This window comes from Streptomyces sp. NPDC001351 (genome assembly GCF_042896045.1).
Lineage (GTDB): Bacteria > Actinomycetota > Actinomycetes > Streptomycetales > Streptomycetaceae > Streptomyces.
The window spans coordinates 162,764-186,094 of the sequence record NZ_JBIAWS010000008.1 but is presented as its reverse complement, the minus strand read 5'-3'; the positions used below and the strand labels follow the sequence as shown (position 1 = coordinate 186,094).

27 protein-coding genes and 1 pseudogene are annotated in these 23,331 nt (G+C 68.4%); 3 read left to right on the top strand and 25 right to left on the bottom strand.

Going from position 1 to position 23,331, the window contains the following annotated elements; genetic code table 11:
• Positions 1-8: 8 nt before the first annotated feature.
• Positions 9-1,769, bottom strand: coding sequence for a hypothetical protein (locus ACFY1U_RS28935; RefSeq protein WP_390697046.1), 1,761 nt, complete (start codon positions 1,767-1,769; stop codon positions 9-11).
• Between the two features lie 276 nt (positions 1,770-2,045).
• Here ACFY1U_RS28935 and ACFY1U_RS28930 point away from each other — a divergent pair, with 276 nt between their 5' ends.
• Complete coding sequence (locus ACFY1U_RS28930) at positions 2,046-2,516, top strand: SMI1/KNR4 family protein (protein WP_390697045.1); 471 nt, start codon at positions 2,046-2,048, stop codon at positions 2,514-2,516.
• A gap of 208 nt (positions 2,517-2,724) precedes the next feature.
• Here the strand turns inward: ACFY1U_RS28930 and ACFY1U_RS28925 are convergent, their stop codons facing one another.
• On the bottom strand, positions 2,725-3,432 hold the full coding sequence (locus ACFY1U_RS28925; RefSeq protein WP_390697044.1) for a hypothetical protein: 708 nt from the start codon (positions 3,430-3,432) through the stop codon (positions 2,725-2,727).
• Positions 3,433-4,290: 858 nt separating this feature from the next.
• On the opposite strand from ACFY1U_RS28925, the gene ACFY1U_RS28920 reads away from it, so the two are divergent.
• Positions 4,291-4,791 (top strand): YfbM family protein, encoded by a 501-nt coding sequence (locus ACFY1U_RS28920; protein ID WP_390697043.1) that lies wholly within the window; start codon positions 4,291-4,293, stop codon positions 4,789-4,791.
• A gap of 821 nt (positions 4,792-5,612) precedes the next feature.
• Positions 5,613-5,924 (top strand): annotated as a pseudogene (locus ACFY1U_RS28915) (tyrosine-type recombinase/integrase); the annotation flags it as partial.
• 435 nt (positions 5,925-6,359) lie between these two features.
• On the opposite strand, the gene ACFY1U_RS28910 reads toward ACFY1U_RS28915, so the two are convergent.
• From ACFY1U_RS28910 to ACFY1U_RS28800, 23 genes are all read right to left on the bottom strand, one after another.
• Positions 6,360-6,881 (bottom strand): hypothetical protein, encoded by a 522-nt coding sequence (locus tag ACFY1U_RS28910; RefSeq protein WP_390697042.1) that lies wholly within the window; start codon positions 6,879-6,881, stop codon positions 6,360-6,362.
• Positions 6,878-7,975: a DUF4192 domain-containing protein gene (locus tag ACFY1U_RS28905; RefSeq protein ID WP_390697041.1), complete on the bottom strand. Its 1,098-nt coding sequence runs from the start codon at positions 7,973-7,975 to the stop codon at positions 6,878-6,880. Before ACFY1U_RS28905 ends, ACFY1U_RS28910 begins: the two co-directional genes overlap by 4 nt.
• The gene (locus ACFY1U_RS28900) at positions 7,972-8,514 is read right to left on the bottom strand and encodes a hypothetical protein (RefSeq protein WP_390697040.1); all 543 of its coding nucleotides are present in this window, start codon (positions 8,512-8,514) and stop codon (positions 7,972-7,974) included. The genes ACFY1U_RS28905 and ACFY1U_RS28900 overlap by 4 nt, the downstream gene beginning before the upstream one ends.
• Positions 8,511-9,545 (bottom strand): N-6 DNA methylase, encoded by a 1,035-nt coding sequence (locus ACFY1U_RS28895; protein WP_390697039.1) that lies wholly within the window; start codon positions 9,543-9,545, stop codon positions 8,511-8,513. Before ACFY1U_RS28895 ends, ACFY1U_RS28900 begins: the two co-directional genes overlap by 4 nt.
• 85 nt (positions 9,546-9,630) lie before the next feature.
• Positions 9,631-9,933, bottom strand: a complete 303-nt coding sequence (locus tag ACFY1U_RS28890; RefSeq protein WP_390697038.1) for a hypothetical protein — start codon at positions 9,931-9,933, stop codon at positions 9,631-9,633.
• 66 nt (positions 9,934-9,999) lie between these two features.
• Positions 10,000-10,626, bottom strand: coding sequence for a hypothetical protein (locus ACFY1U_RS28885; protein ID WP_390697037.1), 627 nt, complete (start codon positions 10,624-10,626; stop codon positions 10,000-10,002).
• Positions 10,627-10,994: 368 nt separating this feature from the next.
• The gene (locus ACFY1U_RS28880) at positions 10,995-11,684 is read right to left on the bottom strand and encodes a hypothetical protein (RefSeq protein ID WP_390697036.1); all 690 of its coding nucleotides are present in this window, start codon (positions 11,682-11,684) and stop codon (positions 10,995-10,997) included.
• Positions 11,681-12,274 (bottom strand): hypothetical protein, encoded by a 594-nt coding sequence (locus tag ACFY1U_RS28875; protein ID WP_390697035.1) that lies wholly within the window; start codon positions 12,272-12,274, stop codon positions 11,681-11,683. Before ACFY1U_RS28875 ends, ACFY1U_RS28880 begins: the two co-directional genes overlap by 4 nt.
• A gap of 64 nt (positions 12,275-12,338) precedes the next feature.
• Positions 12,339-12,671 carry an HU family DNA-binding protein gene (locus tag ACFY1U_RS28870; protein ID WP_390697034.1) on the bottom strand — a complete coding sequence of 111 codons (333 nt, stop codon included), beginning with the start codon at positions 12,669-12,671 and terminating at the stop codon, positions 12,339-12,341.
• 199 nt (positions 12,672-12,870) lie between these two features.
• Positions 12,871-13,683 (bottom strand): hypothetical protein, encoded by an 813-nt coding sequence (locus ACFY1U_RS28865; protein ID WP_390697033.1) that lies wholly within the window; start codon positions 13,681-13,683, stop codon positions 12,871-12,873.
• A gap of 30 nt (positions 13,684-13,713) precedes the next feature.
• Positions 13,714-14,094: a hypothetical protein gene (locus ACFY1U_RS28860; protein ID WP_390697032.1), complete on the bottom strand. Its 381-nt coding sequence runs from the start codon at positions 14,092-14,094 to the stop codon at positions 13,714-13,716.
• A gap of 65 nt (positions 14,095-14,159) precedes the next feature.
• A complete protein-coding gene (locus ACFY1U_RS28855) occupies positions 14,160-14,885 on the bottom strand; it encodes a hypothetical protein (RefSeq protein ID WP_390697031.1) in 726 nt (241 codons plus the stop codon).
• 34 nt (positions 14,886-14,919) lie between these two features.
• The gene (locus tag ACFY1U_RS28850; protein ID WP_390697030.1) at positions 14,920-16,422 is read right to left on the bottom strand and encodes a DNA cytosine methyltransferase; all 1,503 of its coding nucleotides are present in this window, start codon (positions 16,420-16,422) and stop codon (positions 14,920-14,922) included.
• 191 nt (positions 16,423-16,613) lie between these two features.
• Positions 16,614-17,006, bottom strand: coding sequence for a hypothetical protein (locus ACFY1U_RS28845; RefSeq protein ID WP_390697029.1), 393 nt, complete (start codon positions 17,004-17,006; stop codon positions 16,614-16,616).
• Positions 17,006-17,632: a hypothetical protein gene (locus ACFY1U_RS28840; RefSeq protein ID WP_390697028.1), complete on the bottom strand. Its 627-nt coding sequence runs from the start codon at positions 17,630-17,632 to the stop codon at positions 17,006-17,008. The genes ACFY1U_RS28845 and ACFY1U_RS28840 overlap by 1 nt, the downstream gene beginning before the upstream one ends.
• Before the next feature lie 85 nt (positions 17,633-17,717).
• Positions 17,718-18,005 carry a hypothetical protein gene (locus ACFY1U_RS28835; protein WP_390697027.1) on the bottom strand — a complete coding sequence of 96 codons (288 nt, stop codon included), beginning with the start codon at positions 18,003-18,005 and terminating at the stop codon, positions 17,718-17,720.
• Between the two features lie 100 nt (positions 18,006-18,105).
• Positions 18,106-19,029 (bottom strand): helix-turn-helix domain-containing protein, encoded by a 924-nt coding sequence (locus ACFY1U_RS28830; RefSeq protein WP_390697026.1) that lies wholly within the window; start codon positions 19,027-19,029, stop codon positions 18,106-18,108.
• Between the two features lie 90 nt (positions 19,030-19,119).
• Positions 19,120-20,253 (bottom strand): PD-(D/E)XK nuclease family protein, encoded by a 1,134-nt coding sequence (locus ACFY1U_RS28825; protein WP_390697025.1) that lies wholly within the window; start codon positions 20,251-20,253, stop codon positions 19,120-19,122.
• The gene (locus tag ACFY1U_RS28820) at positions 20,250-20,840 is read right to left on the bottom strand and encodes a hypothetical protein (protein WP_390697024.1); all 591 of its coding nucleotides are present in this window, start codon (positions 20,838-20,840) and stop codon (positions 20,250-20,252) included. Before ACFY1U_RS28820 ends, ACFY1U_RS28825 begins: the two co-directional genes overlap by 4 nt.
• Positions 20,841-20,858: 18 nt before the next feature.
• Entirely contained in the window at positions 20,859-21,827 is a 969-nt protein-coding gene (locus ACFY1U_RS28815; RefSeq protein WP_390697023.1) for a recombinase RecT, read from the bottom strand.
• A gap of 27 nt (positions 21,828-21,854) precedes the next feature.
• Positions 21,855-22,199, bottom strand: coding sequence for a hypothetical protein (locus ACFY1U_RS28810; protein ID WP_390697022.1), 345 nt, complete (start codon positions 22,197-22,199; stop codon positions 21,855-21,857).
• A gap of 103 nt (positions 22,200-22,302) precedes the next feature.
• A complete protein-coding gene (locus ACFY1U_RS28805; RefSeq protein WP_390697021.1) occupies positions 22,303-22,509 on the bottom strand; it encodes a hypothetical protein in 207 nt (68 codons plus the stop codon).
• 89 nt (positions 22,510-22,598) lie between these two features.
• A complete protein-coding gene (locus ACFY1U_RS28800; RefSeq protein ID WP_390697020.1) occupies positions 22,599-23,168 on the bottom strand; it encodes a hypothetical protein in 570 nt (189 codons plus the stop codon).
• Between the last annotated feature and the right edge of the window lie 163 nt (positions 23,169-23,331).

Here is a 23,331-nt window from a genome sequence, read left to right as displayed (position 1 = left end):
CTGGTGCGTCACTGCCTGACGGTGAAGTACTGCCATGCGCCCCATGTGCTGAGGTTGCCGGTGTCGTTGCTGCTGTGGACGTACTCGGCCCGCATACGGAACTTGCTGTTGACCGCGTTGGTCAGGCTCAGCGTCGCGTAGCTGGTGCTCGTGGTGCTGAGCGTGCGGCAGGAGGAGGTGCTCTGTGTGTGCCAGGCATCGCTGTAGTACCGCTGGATCTGGAATTTCACGCACTGGCCGGCCTTGTTGGGCGTGACCGTGACGTTCAGCTTGGCCTTGGCGGTGTGATGGTAGACCCGGTAGAGGAGGCCGCCGTAGTGGGTGCTCCCGTAGTAGCCGCTGAGCGACTCGGACACCTTGGCGTAGGCCGGCGCGGTCGTAGCGGCCGTGGCCGGGGCGTAGCGGTAGTCACCGGCGAACGCCGCGGTGAAGGTGGTCTTGCGGGTTGGTTCGTAGGTCGTGGCCAGGTTGCCGTGGCTGTCCACCGTGCCGGTCCCGATCAGCGCCTTCTTGCCGCCGTAGGGCTGGGCGTAGATCGCGAGGGTGCGTCCGTTGTAGGTCGTGCCGAGGTGGGCGGTGATCTTTGCGGTCGCGCCGTAGGCGTACGACGGAGCGTTGGTGGTGATGGACACCGCGGCGGCGCTGCGGGAGACCTGGACGGTCGCGGACGCGTTGACGGCCTGGTGGGTGGAGTCACCCGGGTAGGTCACGGTGTATGTATTGGCTCCCCCGACCTGCGGGACATCGGCGATGCGGAAGGTGCCGTCGGCGGACAACGGCGCGTCGGGCAGCGCAACACCGGTGGGATGGGCCAGGTCGCTCTTCAGCACGTGAACAACCTCACCTGATGAGTACGGAGCCGCCGACAGCTGCCCAGAGACGGTCAGTTGGGCCCCTCGGCCGGCTGTCTCCGGTGTGGTGAGGTTGAGGGTGGGCCGGCTCGGGGGCGGGAGCTGCGACGGCACCGTGAACGTGTACGCAGCCGGCTCCTGCGACCGGTTCCCGGCCACGTCGACCCCGACGACGTAGAGGGTGTGCACGCCCCAGGACAGGGCGGTCGTCAGACTGCCGTTGCCCCCTGCATCGGCGGGAACCCGGGCGGCACCGATGCCCGGTTCCTGGTCCAGGGCGTACTCGAAGTGGTCCAAGCCGCTGGCCTGACAGTCCGGGGCCCCCGCCTCGGCGCACCCGCTGGGCAGGGGATCGCTGGTAGAGCTGAAACTGAACGTGGTGGGCTGCCCGGCAGCCTTCGTGGGCGTTCCCGGGCTGCCCGCCGGGGGGAAGTCCGGGTTGGTGACGACCGGGGCGAGGGGCGCGCTCCCGTCCACCCTGAAGTAGCAGGGCTCGGTCGGGTTCGAGTACGCCGTCCCGTCGTACGTCGACGCGTGCCAACCGTAGGTGTGCCCGTCCGCCAGGGGCAGCGGGACGTACACGGACTGGACGGGCACGGGCTGCCCGGAGACGGACCCGTCGGCCGCCTGCGAACCGTCCACGTCCCACGCGTGGACGACCCCCTGGTACGTCACCCCGTTGACCGTGGACCGCGGTACGCCGATGGAGACGGTCATCCCCGCGGGAGGCGGACTGGGCACGGTCCGCCAGGTAGGGCTGCTGTCGCTGCCGCAGTCCGCTCCGGCCGGCAATGCAGGCGCCGGCAGTGCCGGGTCGATCGGGGTCTCGTCAGCGGCCGCTGCCGCCGGAAGCGCTGCCACGATCGCGCCGGCCAGCAGAAGCGCGAGCCAGCCGCGCTTGTGCGCGGTTCGATTCACAGGTGTCTTCCTCCCGGGCCATGCCCGTACGTCAGTGTCGAGTGCCTGCACTCTCGCCGGGGGGCAGCGCCCGGGAACTCGGTTGTGCGCACGGCGATTGCCAGGGCGGCATGCGTCTCCCCACACACGCGGCCTTCCACCCCCGCTGCTGCGGTAGGGGACCGCAGAGCAGCCGGACGTTAACACCGCCTGGGACGACCTCAGTGTTCCTTGATCAAACATTTACTGCGTGCGATGGACAGCTTTCCAGACGTCTTTCGGGCTACCCGTGCACGCGTGGCCGGCCGGGGACCACCCGGTCCCGCGTCCGCCGAGGACGTCACCAAGGTCGAGCGAATCGTGGGCCACCGGATGCCCGAACTGTTGCAGCGGATGTACCTCGAAGTCGCCAACGGCGGCTTCGGCCCGTCAAAAGTGCTGTCCCTCACCGACACAGGCGTGTGGTTCGGCGACCTCGCGGACATCGCCATGGCCTACGACGACTTCGCCGCCGGCCTCGATCACCCACTCCCGCCGGGAATCGTGCCTCTCATGAACCGCGGCTGCGCGATGTGGACACTCATCGACTTCCGCGCCGCAGACGGGCAGATATGGGACTGGGACCCCAACCTCTGCTGTCTCCCACATGCTCTCGCCCCGCTCGAACAATCACTGGCCCAGTGGCTCACCGACTGGCTGCACGACGTCATGCCCGACGGACCCTACCCACACCGCGAACTGTCCAGCAGGGATTGCCCCCACTGGTGACGTCCGGGATGAGCCCGCCGTCTCGCTTTCCGTCTCATTCAGCACCGTTCACGGCCGTTCAGGCGAGACCGAGAGCCGTCCCCAGACCGGCGGCGAGCCGCCCATGAACCCAGGCGAACACCCCCGTACCCAGCCCAAGCCCCCACCACCACAGTTGGAAAGCGTGCGCCTGCACGCGTCAGATCCCTAGCCGCAGGCGGCCTTGTGCTCAGCTGATGAAGCGCTTGTTGGCGGCCGCGGCAGCGTCGGCGACCAGGGCGTCGTCGTTGTGGAGAGGCTCGATGGTGAGTGCCATCAGGTTTGCCCCGTATCGGACGATGAGGATCGGCTCGGCAACGGTGACGCCAGTACCGCCGGCGAGAAGTTCTGCGCTCTGATCGCCGTAGTGCGGAGCAGGTACCCGGGTCAAAGTCATTGTCGCCGGGGGTGTCGGTGAGGTGACGGTCGCGGTAGGGCAAGTGGCCGCGTCGGCCAGCAGGTTGTTTGTGGCCTGCTCGGCCTGGGCCGGGCTGGAGAAGGAGCCCACCCATTCGTTCAGGCCTGCCCGGGTCGTGGGACTTGCCAGTGTGCGGGCGGCGAACTGCTTAGCCGAGAGCCTGCCAACCCGGGGATTCATTGCGAAGGAGCCCATGGCGTCGGTACAAGCGACCGATCCAGGCTTGAGCGTATGGAAGCCTGGCGGCTGGTCCACTCCCGTCTGGTTGTCACCAAAGGACTTGTAGCCGAGGCCTAGTTCGTCGGGAGTGACTAGCCGTTTGATGAGCTGGGCCGTGGTCAACCCGGGCATGCCCGAACCTGCGGGCGCGGCAGCAGGCTTGGCGGAGGTCGGCTGGGCGCTGGAGCCAAGATGGCCAGTGCTGCTCGCGGCCTTTGCACTGCAGCCGCCCAGGAGCAGGCTGCTCAGTATCGCGGCCATGGCACCTACGGTGCGGACGTGTCTTCGTGGAAGAGCGATCACCCGCTCATCCAAGCCGTTCCGCGGAGTCTTGACCAGGGCCTTCGTCGCACGCCCCCTGACATCCACGAGTGACATCAACGACTCCGTACACCAACACACGGCTACGGCTCCGTTCGACTGAGGCGACCACGCAGCTCCGCAGCAGAGCCAAGCCGCAATCGAACTCCTAAAGCGGGTGTCGCAGGTTCGAATCCTGCCGGGGCACAGAGTCTGACCAGCGCGTTTACCTTCCTCGGGTAGGCGCGCTGTTCGTCGTAGCCGTGGCATTAGCCGTCAGTAGGTTCCACGTCATGGCAAACACCAAGGTCGAGACCACTCAACGAGGCCGCATCCGGCGCAACGGATCCGGCTACCAAGCGAGCGCCTAAGCCGGGCGCGATCCGCTCACAAAGGAAGAAGATCTACCTCTACGAGCAGGCCGAGACGCTCCCCGCTCCAACCTGAACCTGACCACCGGCCAGACCCGCCCGGTTCTCGCCGTGATCCCAGTCGGCGCGGACGGCTACATCCACATCTACAACGCGCTCGGATCGGTCAACGTCCTCGCCGACCTCGAGGGGTACTACGGCTGACCGGCTCCTGTCCTGTGAGTCGGCCACCAGCACGCCACCCCGGACGGGGTGCACGCTTTCCAACTGTGGTGGTGGGGTGGTGGGCTGTGTGCAGGGGCGTTCACCTGCGTTCATCGACGGCTTGTCACCATGCTGGGAGCTGCTCCAGGTCTCGACTGAACGCCGGTGAACCGGGCTGAATGAGACGGAAACTGAGACGGGTCGTCCGACGGCCGTTGTCAGTGGCCTCGCCTAGCCTCCGGCCATGAGCATGATCGGTGAGTACCTGCGTGTCACGGCTGTTGAGCTGAACCGAGCGATCCAAGAGCCCGACTGGGCATTGGACTTCGTCGAGGAGGTCCAGGACGCCGAGGAGGAGGCGGACCCTGCGCCGGCCGAAGCGCGCCACTTCAGCACATACAAGACCTGGGACATGCTCCGCTTCCTGCTGGCGCGCGCCGAGTTCCCCGTGAACGTGATCCACGGCGAGGAGCCGTTCGCCGAGGATGAGGATTGGGGTTACGGGCCTCCGAGGTACCTGAGGCCTGAGCGGGTCCGGCTCGCGGCGGAAGCTCTGAGGGCTACCAGCTATGACCAGCTCGTCAGTGGCGTGGATCCTGCCGAACTGACCAGCGCCCAGGTCTATCCGCTCGGATGGAGTGAGCCCAGCTCGCTGGAGTGGGGGCATCCCTGGTACGACGGCCTCACGCAGTACTTTGAGGCTGCTGCCAGGGCGGACGACGCGGTACTCGTCTGGCTGGACTGACGGGCCACGACGGCGGTGAGACCTCAGCTTGGGAAGCTGCGGGCACCGAGGGCCTGTTGTAGGTGCTGAGCCGCTCGAACGGCAGCTTCGCCACCTTGGCGGGCTAGGCTGCTTTCACCGTGATTCCCGCTGATCCCCGCTCGATCTGGTGCGCTTGTGGTGCGACCGCCGCCGGTGTGGGGCTCTAGGAACCGGCGCGTCTGCACGTGTCTCAAAGGTGTTGCTTGGCTGCTCTGACCAGTCTGCTGATGGCATCACGGGTCCGTACCCTGGCATCGTCGAGTTCTTCCTGCTGTCTGTCTTGGACAGCGTCGTAACGTTTGCGAGCACGTCCTCCGAGGCCTGGCTCAGCATCTCGTCATCGGTGAGTATCTGCACATAAGGTGAAATTAGGGCATTTGGGACTTGCGTCTTGGGTGGATTACGAAGTGCGCGCTGCCTTGCCTGCAGGTTTCTGCACGTTCCAGTGACATGAGCCTTGGCTAGTGGCAACATCGGAAGGGGAGCGATTGGAACTGGGGGATGAGTGATTCCGCATACTCGGATGACGCGTTCGCGTCTCTATGTTCTCGTTGATTCATTCGAAGCAGATGTTCGTAATCTCCTGGTCCGATACGTGCTTGATCACTTGGATGAAGAGACTGCGCTGGGGCCTAACTACGAGAAGGCCAATCTAAAACGAGATTCTGAAGCAATCGGCGAATCTTCTGCCAGTGCGATCCATTATCTAGACATGCGCGAATCCTATGATGTGCTTAACAGGCATCGTGATTCGCTTCCAGCGGATCTGGGTCGAGAACTGCGAGAAAATACGCCCCTGATGGCAGGAGTCCGCCTACGTCTTCACCACCCGCACCGGCCGCCCGGTCGAGCCCCGGAACGTCTACCGCTCCTTCACCCGCGTAGCCCAGTCCGCCGGCCTCCGCGTGATTCGCCTGCACGACGCTCGCCACGGCACGACCACTCTCCTCACGGCGGCCGGAGTGGCGCCCCGCGTCGTGATGGAGATCCTCGGGCACTCCCAGATCAGCATCACCATGGACGTGTACACGCACGTCGTCCAGGACACCCAGCGAGAGGCCATGAGCCACATGGACCGGCTCCTGCGAAAGCGGCGCCCCGGTCGTGAGTGACCGTCCCCGTTGATGTCAGAAGTAGATGTCAAAGGCCCCGGACCATGATCGGTCCGGGGCCTTTTGCCTGGTGCCCCCGGCAGGATTCGAACCTGCGACACCCGCTTTAGGAGCATGATCATAGACTTACCGGTCCGTCGCTGTCCGGCTGGATCTTTCGCCGTTTCTGCAGGTCAAAGGCCTGATGGCGAGAGGCCGGGTCTGGTTCTTTCGCGATCCTTCCCGGGCTTTCTCTGTCCTTCTGTTCCCACTACGTTCCCAACTGACGTCCTGGGAACAAGTTGTCCGCGACCCGCTGAGAGGTCTGTGGAGGTCAACCGGCCAATCGCGTTTCGGTGAGCACCGCAGATGCTTTGGGAGGAGTAACTCCCTCGCTCCCTTGACCCGGGAGTTGAGCCAGTGACCGTTTTCGCAGGTCAGCCGCGTCCTGACAGACTACCTCGCCGTTGTGCGTCCGTCCGGTGACGTGGTCGGATCCGCGTCTGCTCCATCGAGGCTGCGTATCGCGGCGACCTCGGCCTCCAGCGCCTGGCGGGCTTGTCCGAGGCGGGCCCGGTGTTTACGCAGGGCTTGCCGCGTACTCGCGAGCTTCTGTGCCTGCCGCTTCTCAAGGTCCGTAAGTCGAGCGATCTGTCGCTCGTGGTGAGTGATCTCTTCGGACCGGATGACGACAGAGGGCCGGTGAGGGCCGGTCTTTCGGGCGGTGCCGAGTTCCTTGTTCAGTTGGGCGCACGCGAAGTCGAGGAACTCGTTGCGGGGGACGTACTTCGCGCGGCCGGCGCCTATGCCCATCAGTAGGGCGATCTTCGGGAAGTTGGCGTGGCGTTTGGCCCAGTTGCTGACGCTGGAGCGTGTGACTCCTACGAGGGCCGCTGCGGCGGAGAGGTGGACCAACTCGTCTTCGCGGCCTTGGAATTCGGGGCGGAGCCAGACGACGGATTCGGCTGGCGTGGTCATGCGCGGTCCTTCTCTGCGCGGGCGTGGCGCTCGGCCTTGGTGTTGCGGGCGATGGGGAGGAGGGTCGTGGCGTCGACTTCGTGGTTGATGGCTTCGTGGAGGGCGTCGGCGAAGTCGTCGTCGGGGTCGAGGGTCAGGGCGCGTTTGAGGGCGTAGCGGGCGGTGGGGATGTCGTCCTGTCGCCAGGCGACGGCGGCGAGGAGGGTGAGTGCGGGGACGGCTGCGGCCTCGTGCGGGGGGATGGCGCGGCGGGCGAGGAAGGCCCACAGGCGGCGGGCGTGGGGCAGGTCGTCGTCCTCGATGTGTTCGAGGCCGTGGTCTCGGGCCCATTCGTCGTTGAGACCGAAGATGAGTCGCGCCGTGATGTCGTGGGCGAGTTCGGTGGCGCCGGCACGGAAGTCGTGTATCGCGGTCTCCAGGAGCGCGTGGGTGGCCCGCAGGACGGTGTTGTCGTCGGAGGCGTTGGCGCAGTACTGGGCCCAGGCTGCGCCTTCGTTGTCGAGGGCGCGGTGCAGGTCGGCGGTGTCCTCCGGCTCGATGGGCTGGAACTCCTGGGTGATCTCGCTGGTGCGGCGGCCGAGCGTCCAGCCGTGGCGGGCGAGTTGGGCGGCGACGCTGGTGGGGTCGTCGGGGCTGGGGAGTGGTTCGCCCTCGCAGCATCCGGGGAGGTGGCACTCGTATGCCCACCAGCGGTTGTCCACGAGGGCGATGGTCGACTGGATAGAGCCGCGGCCGATGTCGGTGAAGGCGTCGACGAAGTAGTCGGCCAGGGGCCGCAGGGCCTCGGCGGTTTCCTCTGCGCTCTGGCCGGGGCGCGGGGTGCGGCAGAGGAAGACAACGATGTCGAGGATGTTGGGCTGCCCGGGCGCGTGGGTGATGTGGATGAACTTGGCCGCGAATGCTGCGGCGGTTGCCTGCCAGGTGGCGGGGTCGTCGGGGAGCGAGATGGTCATGGTCGGCCCGGTGCCGGTCTCGGTGTCGATGCGGCCGTGGAGGGCGATGCAGTCCTCGGGCTGGTGGCCGACGAGGAAGGGCAGGAGTTGGGCGAAGTCAGCGGGGCCGTCGACCTTGATGCGGGGATTTGGCGTTTTCACTTCGGGGTGCCTTCCTTCTGGGTGGAGTGGGTCTGCTGGGGCCGGTTGCTGGTTTCTGGGGTGGGCCCGTATGTGGTGGTGCGTATGCGTTTGGGTTTGGTGGTGAGGGAGCGGATGAGTCCGTCGCGCAGGACGGCGTCGATGGCTGCCGCGAGGTCGGGGGTGTGTCGGATGGGGATGGTGCGGTGCCAGGTGCGGCCGGGCTGAAGGCGTGCGTCGTTGGCGGCCTGGGCTTCGGCTTGCTCTGCCGCCGTGCCGTCGGGGACGGCTGGTACGTGGGGGCCTGCGGCGATCCAGGTCTGGATGATCAGGTCGCCTCCTTGGAGGCGCAGGCCGATGCGGTGGCCTTCGGGGTGGGTGTAGCTGGCGGTGCGGTCGGGGGTGTCGGTGTCCTCCTTGGCCCAGGGCGGTTCGAGGTCGGGTGCGAGTTGGCCGAGCGGCTGGTCGAGGCCGGTGGGTGGGGGCTGGGCGAAGGCGGGTCGGCGCCTGCCCCGGGTGGGGGTGGCGCGCGGGCGTGCGAGGTCGTCTTCGTCGCTCATGCGGCGGTTGTCTCCTTGCCGGAGATGAGGTCGTCCACGAGACGGAAGGCGCGGCGGGAGGCGACGATGGTGTTTGCGGCGTCGACGTAGCGGTCGCGCTGTTCGAAGGAGTCCTTGGCTTCGGCGAGGGTCTTGGCGTAGCCGCCGTCCTCGAGGGCGAGGGAGTCGGCGCATCCGATGAAGCACTTGGGACCGAGGTCCCAGATGATCGCGTTGACGGCTGCGCACGCCGCGGCAAGCGCGTCGACGTCGTTGCCGTACCAGAGGTAGTCGTGCGGGTTGAGGCCGAGGTCGCGCAGCCGTTGAGCGACGGAGCGGAGCATGGTGCCGGAGCCGACGGCGGGTTCGCGGATGGCCAGGTCTGGCTGAGCGAAGTCCTTGTCGACGAGCATGTTGGCCAGCAGGTCGGTGACGCCGGGCGGTGTGTGGTATTCGCCGCGCCACTTCTTGTCGCTCTTGTGGCGCAGGCCGGTCAGCAGCGGGCTGAGGACGTCGGTCTCGGCGCGCATGTACGGGTCGTCATGGCCGGTGAGGTCCAACAGGCCCTGGTTGAGGGCGCGGTGGGTGATGGCCTGGACGGCTTGGAGCTGGTGGGGGTCGGGGTCGGGGTTCCAGGCCCAGTCGTGCAGACGTACGGCGCGGTCGATCAGGTCGGGGCGCTTGAGCCAGTAGCCGAGGTAGATCTCCTTGAAGAGCTGCGGGAGTTCGTGCGGCTCGCGGCCCATGATCCAGTCGGCGAGTCCGTTGCCGGTCTTCTCGGGCTGGCGCAGGAGTGCGAGTGCGGCGACGGTGCCGAGGGGGACGTCGATGCTGCTGCCGCCGTGGCTCTGATACCAGGCGTCGATGACGTTCTCGGCGATCTTGCGAGCGTGCTCGTGCGGATCGCGCGGCGCGAGGATCTTGCGCCAGGTGGTCTTCGCGGGGCGTACGGCGGCTTTGGACTTGGGCGGGGCCTTCTTCGCCCAGCTCGGTACGGGGCGGGCCGCGGCGGGTGCTGCGGCCCGCGGCAGGAATATGTCGTCGTCGGACACAGGGGCTCCTTGGGGTGCGCGCATGGGGCCGCCCCGGTGCGCGGGGCGCGGCCGGGGCGGCGTGGGGCAAGTGCGGTGCCGGGGTTCAGTCGGCCTCGTGTTGGGCCTGGAGTTGGGCTGCGAGGCCGCGTATCTCGACGGCGGCGGCCGCCTCGGGGTGGCCGGTGTGGCGCAGTCCGGTGGCCAGGAACATGAGGGCCAGCTCGTCCACGGCCATGCCCGCGACCAGTTCCTCGAAGCTGAGGTGCCGCAGGGAGTGGGGGCGGTGGACGTAGCCGACGCGCAGCGTCTTCTCGATCTCCTTGAGGACGTCGGCGGCCTGTTCCTCGGTGAGGTTGAGGAGGGAGGACCAGGCGTTGAGGGTTTCGTCGTCGACCGGGAGCTTCACGGTGCCGGTGGCCTTTCTGGAGGGGCCGTCGCCCGCCCGCCTGGTGCGGGCGGGCGACGGGTGCAGTCAGGAGGGGAAGGGGTTGCTCCGGTGGTTGGGGTGGACGACGGCCCACAGCCCTGCGGGCATGGGTTCGGTGATGACGCCCCATCCGGCCCAGCGCATGACGGCGAGGTAGCCGAGGCTGCCGCCGGCGAAGCCGGTGCGGGCCTCGCAGTCGGGGTCGGGTGCGATGAAGACCCAGCCGGGCAGTTCGCTCTGGGCAGGCAGGACCTGGAAGCCGGGGCGCAGTTCGTGGGTGCCGTCGGTGACGATGGGCGGCAGGCCGGCGGCGTCGAGGATGCGGATGGCCTGCTGGATGTGGGCGTGGTTGTGGTACTCGGGATGGGTCCCGACGCCCTTGCGGATGGCCTGTCGGGGCGGCTTGGTGCCCTGGCTGGCGTGGTAGATGTCCATCAGGAGCAAGGCGTCTTCAATACGTCCGGCGTAGCGCAGGGCGAGGTTGGCGACGAGGGCCACGGCGAGGCGGTCGCCGCCCATGAGGCGCCGGAACTGCTCATCGGTCAGGTCCTGGAATTGCTGAGCGCGTATGACGGCGTGTGTGCGGGATGCCGTGCGCAGGGCGCGGGCGACGTATTCGGGTTCTGTGCCGATGTGCTGGGCGAGGGTCTGAATTCCTCGGGTGTAGGTCATGCGGTGGTCTCCAAGAGGGCGCTTGCGCGTATGGGTGCGCCCCCGGCTGTCGGGCCGGGGGCGCGGGTAGATCTGAGGGGCGGGTTGTGTTGGGGACTAGGCGCAGAACTCGCAGGAAGTGTCCGGGCAGCAGCCGCAGTCCGCGGCGTGGTCGCAAGCGCACGCCCCACACTGCGGGCAGCGGATGTCGTGGCTGCGGCACCAGGGGTAAGCGAAGGGGTGTTCCGAAGCCGGTGCCACGATCTCTTTCCCTGCCATTTTCTGCACCCAATCCGTGGGGAAATGAATTACTTATATCTTAATGGCAAATACCCCAAAAGCAATATCCACCCCTCCGAATTTGAATTCATTTTCCGCAATTCAATTCCTTAATTGGCGGACGCCGGGATCAGGTCTGGCCACTGCACGGCTTCGAGGGCGCGGCGGTGGGTGTCGGGCACCGGCACGGTGGGGTAGCCGAGCCAGTCGAGGCCCATCGCGGCGAGGATCGTGGCGTCGGCCTGGTCGTAGCGGCCCGGCCCGTCGCATGCGACGCCGTACCGCTCCACGGCGACGGCGCGCACCATGCCCTTGGCCACCCGCGACCGCTCCTTGCGAGGAAGATGCTGCGCCGGGTTCGCGCGGCCGGTTGCGTAGATGGTGCGGTGGTGGGGGTTGGCCACGGCGTAGGGGATGCGCTGGCGCCACAGGTACTGCGTGACCTGCCACCACAGTCCGGCTAGTTCGTGGTGTCCGGCCTGCGCGCCCTGCGCGTACGCCGCACCCTCGACCACCGCCAGGTCGGCACCCTCCTTCAGGCACAGGCCGATGCTGCACAGAAGCCAGTCCATCCGCTCATGACCGCGCCGCCGTCCGGGGCGGGCGGCCAGCGCCCAGTCGGCGCCGGCGATACCGGTGGAGGTCAGAGAGAGGTCGAGGCCGAAGACGCGCGGCTGCCACTGCCCCTTGCCCTGGACGCTTGGCAGGGTGACGGGCGCGCTCTGCAGCGGCGCCGTCTTGCCGCCGTCCCGGCGCGCTCGGCGATCTCGGCCGGGGATGGTTTCGGGCTGGGCCGTCACCGTTCCGTCTCCGCCACGGTGGCGAGGTGCTGGGTGATGAGCCGGTCGGCTTCGCGCGTCGCGTCGGCCTTCCCCGGCGCGATCCACGTGCCGAAGTGACTTTCGGCAGGCCCCCACAGGTACCAGCCGGTGTCGGTGTAGCCGTCCTTGGGATTCCTCTTGCGGTGGGCCAGTTCCCACCAGCCGTTGCGCCAGCGCCACAGGCGGCGCGGTTCGCTGTCGGCCATCCAGCCTGCGCGTTCGACCAGGTTCTGGAAACGGGCGAGGTCGATACGCATCAGGGCGTTGTCGCGCATGACGTTCTGCACCGGCTGAGCCGCAGGCCGCGCCCGCCCGCTCAACGGGTACTCCGTCTCGACCCGTTGTTGCGACAGTTCGGCGACTTCGGCTGCGCGGCGCTGGGCGCGCCCTCGCGCCGACTGCCACGCCGAGCGGTAGCGGTGAAGGCGGTCGAGCGTGACGTCGAGTTGTTGGCGCGAGCGGTCGCGCTGATGGGCGACGCGGCGCAGGACGGTGGCGGCGCCGGCGGCGGAATGGGCTTCGAGCCACTGGGCGGTGGCCTCTATCTCGGTTCCCACGGGGTGGTTCATCAAAGGGTTCCTTCGGGCGGCCGCCGCCCCGGCGCACACCGGGGCGGCGGCGTGGTGTGCGGGGTTACGGGCGGGGCGTCTTGGGGGCCTTCTTGATGCAGTTGCCGGATTCAGGCATGTCTGCGCGTCCCGCCACGAGGTCCTGGAAGCGCACGCCCGGGCGGAATTTCACGACCCGCACGGCGTTGACGGTCACGGTCTCGCCCGTCTGGGGATTGCGCGCACGACGCTGGGGATGGTGGCGCGGGAGGAGCGTGCCGAAACCGGTGACCGACACCGGGTCGTTTGCCGCGACGGCGCGCACCATGACGTCGAGGACGATCTCTACCGCCTCGGTGGGCGTGAGGTGGCGGCCGCCCTTGTCGGCGACGGCCTGAATGAGCTGAGCCTTGTTCACAGGTTTCCCTTCAATTCATAAGCAGGACTGGGCAGTTGGACTGCCAGCGCGGTCTGATCTGCGGCGGTACGCCAGGCGGGCGGCAGGGGATTGATCCCGAGGTCTCCGTCCTTCTCGGGGTCGACTTCCTTGTCCGGGCCGCACCTACCCCGGACTTCACTTATCTGTTTCACTAGTGGGACCTATCTTTTGGTTGAGGTCAGTCGGTGATGCGCAAGAGGGGCCCGCCGGCGCCGAGTACCGCCGACAGGGGCAGTGCAGAGCCGGACGGGTCGGCGGTGACGGCTATGGGCTCCTGCCCCGGCTCGGGCCGGACGAGGATGCGCCACACCATCCCCCACCGGTCCGCGTAGCTTGCTCCCATCTCGTAGGGCAGGCCCTCGTACAGGAACCATCGCGTGCGCAGGGACGCGGTCCAGCCGTCCAGCGCGTCCCCCTCCAGCGCCTTCCCGTCCGCTGCTTCGGGCCGGGGCAGCTGGACGCCGATGAAGTCCGGGCCAGAGGTGACGACGAACGCCGCCATCCCGGCGGCGGGCCGGATCTCGATGTCCCTGCCGGTGCTCTCCCACAGGGCGAGGTCCGCGGCGCTGATCCGCATGACGCGCGGTGCAGCGAGGCGCGGTTGGGCTTCCAAGCGCAGGATGGTGCGCCAAGGCAACTCGGGTGCGTCGGTGACCACAGGCATCGTGATCTGTGCCGGACCCTCGGCGAAGCGCACCAGCGGGCGGCCGCCCTCGACGGTGTGCTCCACGTGGACGTGGTCGGAGGTGTCCAGCCATGCGCGCAGGACGCTGACCTCGTCGTAGTCGAGGGGTGCCGTCCAGAACGCGGTGTTCTCGATCGGTGTCCGGGCGATGGCGAGCGTGCTGGCTCCTGCACCGACGGCATGGAGATGGCCGCGGGTGCAGTCGAGGACGACCACGTCCAGGCCACCGGTGTCACGGACGTCGAGATGATGCGGGATGACCTGGTCGAGGACGGCGGACAGGGCGTCCGCCTTAATGGTGAACATGTCTTCTCCATGAGGGGGTTGACGGGGCGTTTACGGGCCGGAGGGATGTTTGCGTTCGCGTCGGCGGGCCTGGGCAATCCGTGCCGCCTCGCGGCACAGGGAGCAGGCACGCTCGCCGCGCCGGGTGTGGGCGCGGGCACCGGACTCGGTGCCGTGGGTGATGGGCGAGGCGCCTTCGGCGAGTTCGCCGGGGTCGGCGCTCTCGCAGGTGGCGCGGATCTGGCCGTTGAACCACAGGCGCCCGCCGCTGATGCCGTCGAACCGGGAGGCGCGGGGCCTCACGAGCCTGATGCACTCGGCTCTGAACGGGCACACCCGGCAGACCTTGAGCAGGTCCTGAAGGTGCGGCCGTCTGAGCAGGTCCTCGACGGCCTCCGGGTCGTCGGAGGCGTCGCCGGGGGTGAAACGCATGTCCCCGGCGCATGGCGCCCTGCTGGCCCACCCGGTGTCGCTCATCGGGTGCTGGTCCAGGGCGGTTACTCGGCCGGCGGCAGAGGCATCACCCAGGCGAGGTCGCGGGTGCCACTCCACCAGCGATGGCGGTAGCGGTCCTGGGCGTGCACGAGATGACGGTCCGCCAGGTCCGGTATCGCGAAGATCTGAGCGACCAGGCGGTTCAGGACGTCGTCGCACTCGCCCGTCCAGCGGGGGCGGAGTCGAATGGGGGCGCCGTCCTCGTCGACGCCTTCGACCACCTCGATGACGCGGCCGCCGACGCCGCGCCCGTCCACGACGACGGCCGTGGCCTGCGGGTGACTCTCGCGCACCAGTTGGGCGATGCGCGCCGCCCGGTCAACTGGGGGCAGCTCGACCAGCCAGAGGTTTCCGTCGCTGGCCCGGTTGGCTCGGATGGTGGCCCAGGCCGGGGAGTCGTAGGGCTTAAGGGCGGTCTGGACATCGGCCTCGATGTCGGCGGCGATCTCGGCCAGGGGGTGTTCCTCGTCGCTGCTCTCCCACAGCCAGGGCAGGCCGCTGAGCGGGCTGGTCTGCTCGCCGAGCACGCCGAGCAGGTCCACATCCCGTGTCGTGCCGTTGTAGGCGACGCCGACGTAGGCGGCCTCGGGGCAGGCGTGGCGCACCTTGGCGGTGATGTGGTCGAGCACGGCCAGGCAGTACGCCTTCTGGATGCGGCGCCGCTCGACATCGAGCTGTTCACGCTGCTGGGCGAGGACGCCCAACTGATCGGATATGGCGGGGGTCATGACGGTGTTCTCCGTTTCTTCCAGAGAGGGTGGTTCAGGCCAGAACGGGCATGAGGCGTTCGCCGATCCAGCGGGCAACGCTGACGGTGACCGCGTTTCCGGCCTGCATGGTCTGGTCGGCCTTGGTGCCGACGACCTTGTAGGTGTCCGGGAACCGCTGCGCGGACAGCTGCTCGCGCGGCTGGAGCATGCGGAAGTAGCAGTCCTCGATGGCCGGTGCGGTGCGTACGACGGCGGCCGAGTCGTGGGTGGACATCGCGTGCAGCGGGACGCCGGCGGTCTTGGCGGCGTTCCCCTTGCGGTAGGGGATGACCAGGGTGTTGCGGGAGCGGTCCCCGGCGATGCCGTCGGGCACGACCAGGCCGTGGTGGCGGGCCGTGGCCAGTGTCGACAGGGGGTTGTCGATGGGGGCGGCGTCGCAGTTGTTGCGGTACTCGACGATGAACGGGGCCGGATCGATGGTGACCAGGGCCTCGCTCTCGCGCGTGCTGCGCGTGCGCATGGGCGCATCGACACGCGCGGCGGTGTCGTTCCAGGAGCCGCCGACCGGTACCAGCAGCGCCTCGCCGAGCTTGGCGGTGCGCGTCGGCATCGGCCGCCGGCGTGGCGCGAAGGCCCGGTCGGTGCCGTCCTTGCCGTGGTTGAGGGTGACCACGCTCGGCTCGAACGGGAACTTCGCCAGGCCCGCTTCGATACGCGCCATGGTGTTGGGCACGAGCGGCTTGGCGCGGTCGCCGATCCGCGTGCCGATGTCGTCCCACAGAATGATGTCGGACGCGGGCCGCACGTACGGCTCGACCTCGGCACGCCCGCAACGGGTGTTCGGGCAGCGGTAGTTGTAGTCCTCCTGATACTTGCCGACGCGGACCTTGGGGTCGAACCAGGTCTGGCGGGCCTTGACGTCGCGCCCGCAGTCCATGCAGTACGCCAGCGGGCGCGGCGCGAGGTCGGGGCGGCGGACGCCTTCCAGGGTGAAAACCACATAAATCCTGTCGCGCCACTGGGGCGCATACGGGTTGGTGTCGTCACCGATGTGCGCGGAGGACACGGAGACGATCTGGACCCGGTAGCCGAGCTTCTTCATGCACCTGATCCAGTCGGGGAACAGCGGCCAGTCCTTGACGAACTCGACGACGTTCTCCACCACGACGCACGGGAACCGCTTGGCCTCGGCTGCGCGCAGCACGCACCAGGCGGTGACGCGTGTCTTCTCGAACGCCTCCTCGGGGACGTTGCGCCACATTTCCTCTTCCTCGAAGAGGGCCTCCTGTGCGGGATCTGGCGCCCGCTTCTTGCCTCCCGCAGGGCTGATCTCGGTGCAGATCACCGAGGCCCAGCAGAGCGCGGCCTTGGGCAGCCAGCGCATGGGGTAGTTCTGGATGTCCGCGCAGCGTGCCGCCGCGCCGGGGAAGTTGATCTCGAAAGTGTCGACGGCGGTCTGCCAGTGGTTGATGCCGAGGATCACCTCGAATCCGGCCTCGCGCAGGCCGGCTCCGTCTCCGCCCGCTCCGCAGAGCAGGCATATGGCACGGGCCAACGGGGTCTTCTCCAAGGGTGCTCGTGCCGCCCGGCCCGAGATCGGGTCGGGCGGCTGTGGGTCAGGTCAGGTCAGGTCTGGTCGTGTGCGCCGAGCGCGCGGTGGTGGCGGCTGTCCTCGATGCCGAGGGCGATGAACGCGGCAAGGCCCAGGAGCAGGAGGATCAGCAGCCAGATCACCGGTCGCGCCTCTCAGCGGGCATCGCGCCAGCCGTTGACGTAGGCGCCGACCTCCTCGGCGAGAGGTTCGAGGGACAGGTCGCCGGGTGGTTCGCCCTCGCCGGTCGTGGTGTTGTAGATGACCTTGGCCGTGCCGTGGGTGTTGTCGATGTGCTGGGCCCGCCAGCCGCCGAGTTCGCTGCGGTCGGAGTGCCAGTCCAGTGACGTGCGGCCCGAGATGGCGACGTACTGCTCGCCGTCGTCTGTGAGCGGGACGGTGATGGTCAGCTCGTTGCCGGGCCAGTCCACGCTGACGTCGGTGCAGTGCTGTTCGAGGGCCTCGATGACATCCGCGTACAGGGCGCGGGCCTTGGCCTCGTCGGCGCGGCGCAGCAGTTCGACGCCGCTGAGGTAGTGCAGGGCCATCACGCGCCCTCCGTGTGCGTGCTGCGGGTGACGCGGACGGTGGCGATGTGGCCGTCCTTCTCGAGGAGGGCGAGCGGGTAGCCGTCGGCTTCGGGCCGTTCCCAGACGCGCTGGTAGCCCGAGCCGGCCGTCAGGTGCTGGCACCACTCGAAGTAGCGGGCGACGGCCATGCCGGGCGGCTCGATGGCTCCGCCCTGGTTGGTGTTGAGGCCGTAGGGGGCGCTGTAGGTGGCCGAGGTGGTCATCCAGACCGTGGGCTGGCGGGCGTCGATCGCCTCGATGCGCCCGAACATCGGCATCAGCCCTGCGTGGCTGTGGCGCTGCGGGCCGCCGGGGAGGGAGTCGTACAGGACGGTGTGCCGTGTCGGGTCTTTGACGTCGCGGCGCACGACCTGCCAGCCGGTCACCGTTGCGGGATCTCGGGGCAGTCCGTTTTCGGAGGTGATGGTCAGCTCGGTGCCGTCGGCGAGGTCCGCACGGATGCAGAACGCGTCGGTGAGGTCGATGTCGGTGGTCCAGCCCAGGTAGCGCAGCGGCGTGATGACGTGCGAGTAGTTGCGCAAGAGCTCAAGCCACAGTGGGTTGTTGCGGAGGTTGTGGTCGGGCAATGCCGCGAGGGTGGTCATGTGGGTCTCCAAGAGGGGTATGGCCTACGACACCTCGTAAAGGCGTCAGTGATTGCAGAGGTAGCACCTATCTCGGGGCGTGCGTTCAGACGCTTTCGGGCAGTGCGTCGACGGAATGGGCCTCTACCTGCCACATCCGCCCGTCGCCTGCGACGACGTAGCCGATGGGGCGGTTGTGGCGGCGCAGGACGACGGCTGCGCCCTGTTCGCTGGAGCTGAGCGAGCGCGTCAGCTGGTACACGCCGACTCCGGCGCACTCGACGGAGCAGAACAGCCCCTTGCTGAGGACGGGGGTGGCGGGGCGGCCGTGGATGGCTTCGGCCACGACGATGTAGGCCGTCTCTGCGGGTTCGCGCTCTGCGGCGGCGTTCATGTGATCTCCAAGAGGTTGAGTCCGAAGGGGTTTTCGAACTTATTGCCTATATCTTATTCGCATACGTCGGGGCGTCAATGATGGCGATCTTTGAAGCCGCCTATGTGTCAAGGGAGTTGGGGCGCCGGGCGCGGCCCAGGCGGGCGAGCTCGCGCGTCCGCTGGCGGGCCATCTCCAGCGCCACGGGATCGCTGTCGGCAACCCGCCGCTCCTGCTCGGCGAAGAACTCTCTCAGCCACGCCCGCTGGGCCATGCGCTCCCGCTCGGCGGCCTCGCGCTGGGCCTGCTCGCGCCGGGCGCGTGCGTTGGTACCGCATCCCCGGCAGCCGTCGACCGGCTGCGGATGCGCAGGGCAGCCGGATGCCGGCTGCTGCCCGGTCTGCTCGTCCTCCTCCCCCTCTCCACCGGTGCCCGCCGCGGGGGTAGGGGGGTTAGGAAGGCTGTAGGAAGAAGGAGGAAGAGAAGGGGTTCCCCTGGGGGAACCCACTGGGTCGCCGTGGGGGAACCCACTGGGTTCCCCTGGGGGAACCCTCTTTTGTCCATCGCCAGGGTTCCCCTGGGGGAACCCTGGCTCGTGCCGGGCTGCCGGGGCTGCGCGCGCTGTTTCGCGGGCGGACACATCGTCGCGGGTCCGGGCTGCCATCGACGGCTTGCCCCGCGGTGACGGCTGCCGGGCCAGGCGGGGGTTTCTCGGCGCACGCTGCGAGGCGCTGCGTCGCTCCATCAGCTCCTCGGTCGACGGGATCGGCGGCACACCGTAGGGGAAGACGCGGTATTCCGCGCGGCGCCCTGCCCGGCCGATCTCGGTCCGCTCGACCAGGCCCAGGCCGACGAGTTCGGTGACGACCGTGATGACCTGGTTCGCGCCCACGCCTGCCCAGGCCGTCATCCGGTCCAGGCCGGGACGGGCCAGGCGGGTCTGGTCGTCGGCGGAGTCCGCGATCTTCATGAGGACGAGCTTCTGCGTCTTGTTGATCACCTCCTTCGGCAGGTAGGCCGCCACCACCATCAGTTGGATGCTCACCGGCACTTCTCCATGTCACGTCCGGGTATGGGCCGCACTGGGGTAGGGGCAGGGCCTACATCGGGCCCTGCCCCTTGCCTGGGGTGCAGGTCAGGGTTTCTTGCGTACGGTGACGTTGATGCTCACCGTGGTGCGCCGTTCATGGTCGAGGCGCACCGGCGCCGGGATACCGGCCGCCTTCAGCTGTTCCTTCATCGCCACTGTGTCGGGCGCCATCGGCACCGGCACCCCGGCCTGCCGGAACAACGTGACCATCGCGTCCACGTCGTCGACCTTGGTCGGGTTGCCGCCGCTCCACGACAGGACGTTGCCGCCGTACACGCCCTCTTCGGAGCCGTCGAGCTTCGCGCGCAGTTCCTTGAGCCGGTCCTTGAGCGGCTTGATCTGCTCGGACACTTCGACGTACTCGGCCAGCGCCTGCTCCCGCTCGGCGTCGTCGTGGACGAGCAGGCTCTGCGGGCTCCGGCCGGCGACGGTCGGGCCCCAGCAGGCCGTCTTGAAGGGGCAGTTGTCGCAGACCACGGACAGGCCCGGCCCGGCGAAGGTGCGCGGCAGGTCCTCGGGCGTCTCCGCAGCCCGTACCTGCTGGACCCACCAGCGCGCGCCGCTGGCCCGCTCGGCGGTGAAGGGCATCTCCTGCACGTGGTCGTCGCCCGAGTCGCGGTTGATGAACCTAAACCGGATGCGACCCACGGGCAGCGGGCCGAGACGGGCCAGCTGTCGCTGGCCGTCGATATCGGCGAACCCCTCGGTGCGCAACAAGTCGGCGTACAGCAGGACTTGGCGCAGCTCGGCGTCGCTGGCCCCGCGCCGCAGGATGGTGTCCCACTGGAAGGTGCTCTTGGTCTTGATGTCCTCCACGGTGACCTCCTCGGCCGGGAGGCTGGGGCGCAGCCGTTTTGGCAGCCGCAGGGCGGTGCGGCCGTCGAGCTGGACGGCGTCGATGTGCCCGCGGATGAAGTCGTCCTCCACGCGGCGCTCGATGATCCAGCCATACTCCGCACGGACGGCGTCGAGTGCCCCTTCGTGCAGCCAGGTGCCGAGGATCGCCTTGCGCTTCTCGCCGCCGTCGGTCGGCGTGCGGCCGTGCAGGAGGTAGCCGGCACGGCGTGCGCACACGGTGTCGCTCGCGCCGATCTTTGTCTGCCGGGAGCGGGGGCGGCGTGCGTCGGCCGCGTGCGCTGCAGGCCACAGGCTGACGGGCCGCTCCTGGGTGAGGGTCACTGGTGGGCTCCCGACGGGCGCGGTGCTGCGGCCTCGGTGGGCCGCTGCCAGACGGCCTCGCTGAAGGCCTCCAGAGCCGTCTGGATGGAGCCGGTCAACCGCTGCGCAGGGGAAAGGACATGCCCGACGGCTGTTGTGGCTTTTCCGTCGCTGAGCCGGTCGGCGGTCACGAGGTATTGCTGGCCATGCCGGTCGACGGCGTTGATCCACCGCTGTTCGATCCGCCCGGGGATGTCCTCGTTGCGGGGAGCCGAACCTCCGGCCATGCGGCGGCGCATGGCTTCGGCCGCCTGGGGGCTGGTGTCAGGAGTGATGGAGAACCCCTCGCTGCGCAAAGCCAGGGCGACCGTGTCCGCTTCGGCGGCGATCGTCGTGGTGCGGGCTGCCCTGGCCGACGCGACGATCACTTCGGCGGGATGGAACAACTCCCACAACAGGTCCGGGATGGGCAGCGGCTGGACGGTCAGGCCGGTGTCGCTGTGGCGCTTGAAGACGAGGAGTTCCGGCATCTCGTCCCAGCGGGTTCGTGCGGACAGGGACGCGCGGGCAACGGTCAGGATCTGGCTCTGCAGGTCTGTGCTGGTCATGGTCTTTCCCCGGGTGGTTCAGGACGTGGCCGATGGCTTACGGGCCGCGGTAGCCGTCTTCTTGCCGGTGGCGCGCGGACGGTGCGGCGCAGGCTTGTCGCCTGCGGTCGGTTCGCCCGGCTCGTTCTTCGGCCGGGCCGGGGTGCGCTTGCGTGGCCGGGGCTGCTTCTCCTCGGTAGCCGTGTCTTTGCTGGGCTGGACGGCATCGCTCCTGGCCTCGCCCGTCTCCAGGCCGGCGGCCTCGCGCAGCCTGCGGGTGGCCTCTTCGGAGGCCCCGGCCACGACTTCGGCGTCGGCCTGGGCCATCTCCTCGTCCACGTAGACGCCGGACAGGTCCTGCGGGGCGGCCATGCGCAGGGAGCCCGCCTCGGCGCACTTGCGCAGCATGTGGGAGCCCATCTGGCGCCACATCTTGGCGACGACGTACTTGCTCTGCTTGGCGTCCCAGTACTCGGGCGCGAACTCGCTCCAGCGGGCGATGAAGGGGAAGCGGCTGGCTCCCCTCAGCACGGTGACCTTCACGGCCGCGGGCGGGACCGGTGCCAGCCACACGTCGTGGGCGCCGCCGTCGGCGTCGTAGTAGACGGTGTCCTCGTAGGAGATGCGCTCCCCAGTCCGCTCGGCCGCCCGGTGGGCGATGGTGCGGAAGCCGTCGATGCCGGTCTGGATGGTCCAGTTGACCGGATTGTCCTCGCGGTCCTCGCCCTTGTTCTTGCGGCCGATCATGTAGATCTGGCGGGCGAACGGGTCGAGACCGGAGCGCACGCAGTAGTGGAAGAACACTGCCAGCTGCGCGCGGGGGGCCTGCTGCAGGCCGGGGCTGATCAGCGCCAGGGCGCCCACCTGGCGTGCGTCGAACTCGACTTGGTCGGCGCGCAGCGCGACGGCACTTTGGTTGACCGTTCGCTCGGGCAGCGTTTCGGTGCTCGGCGGGGGCGGGGCGGTCGGCTGGCTGTCGCCGCCGTCCTGTCCGGGTGGCTGGTTCATGGGTCGTTCGTCTCCAAGAGGGTTGGTTCAGTCGGTCCGCAGAGCGCGGACCTCGAACGCGGGCCCCCACTCCGGGTGGCGCTCGATGAGCAGCCGCACGTAGCGGGAGCGGAAGTTGTTGTTGAGGCGGAACTCGTCGCCTTCCGTGGCCGTGGCGTAGCGCCAGCGCAGGACCTCGAAGAGCATCCCGATGCCGACACGTGCGGCGCCGCGCCTGAGGTAGTCGGCGGTCAGGCTCTCCAGCGCGCGCAGCACCCAGGGGTTGAGCCGGTGGAACGCCTCGAACTGCGCCTGGATCGTGGCCGCCTGATCGTCCGGATGCCGCACGGTGTGGATCACCAGCCCCGGGATCTCGTCCTGGACACCCTCCATACCCCCACCTCTCGGTGACGTCTGCAAGAATGGCACCTATCTTGCAGCTTGGATGGCCGGTGATCAACCCCGCTACGGTGGCGGCGACTTCACTCAATGCCCGTCAAGGGGAGGCGGCGCCCTCCGCCAGGTCCTCCATGCGGGCCTCCCGCTCCTCGTTGGCGCGGGAGACGTCCGCGAGCATGCGGACGGCGACGTGGGAGTCTGGATGCTCCAGTACGTAGCGCGACAGGGCCAGCTCCACGACCAGGACCTCCTTTGCCTCCATGACGGCGACGCCGTCACCGGCGGGCGTTTGCACGAACTGCACATCTACCTCCTATGCGAATGAACCCCTTGAGGGGGAGATATGCCTATATCTTACTCGTGTTCGAGGTCTGTGTACAGTATTTGCGCAGGTCAGAGGCCTTTTCGCGCGTGCCGCCCGCGCGTCAGGACCTTCGATCCCGGGCCGTCGTATGTGCCCTCGCGTAGAGCCTTCACCACCTGCTCGTCGACCTCCCAGGACAGGCTGCGCGCGCTCGCCCGCAGCCCGGGCGCCGCACCGAGCACGGTGTCCAGCAGCCACAGCCCCGACCCGGACAGCAGCCAGTCCTGCTGCGGGAAGTTGCCCGCGGCGATCCGCGTGGCCAGGGTGCCCTGCGACGGCAGATGGAACAGCTCCATGATCTCCTGCTGACCGACGATCGGCGGCAGCTGGTCGCGTGAGTCGGCCTCCCAGCCCTCGCCTTGCTCCGCAATGAGCCGTTCCTTGTAGCGGACGTTCAGCTGCTTCGGCCGGGCGGTGGTCGTGCCGAAGCGGCATGCGAACCCCAGCGGCCAGTAGCGCACCCCGGAAACGACGATGGCGGTCGCTGGATCCAGGACATTGCGGCTGGGAGATAGCCACTGCGACACCATCTGCGGCGCGACCCCGTACAGGGCGGCGAACTCCTGGTGCCCCACCAGATACGGCTTCAGCCGATGCATCGCCCTGTCCTCCGCTGTCCTCTTGAACCTGCCGGCGCATGAGCGTAGCCACACCGCGTTGACCGGCGTCACGATGGCCGCTGTTACCGTAGGCAGTGGTCTTTCTCCAAGAGGGCCAAGTGGCCCTCGCCCAGGCGGGGGCCACTCTTCTGCCCGGACGGGC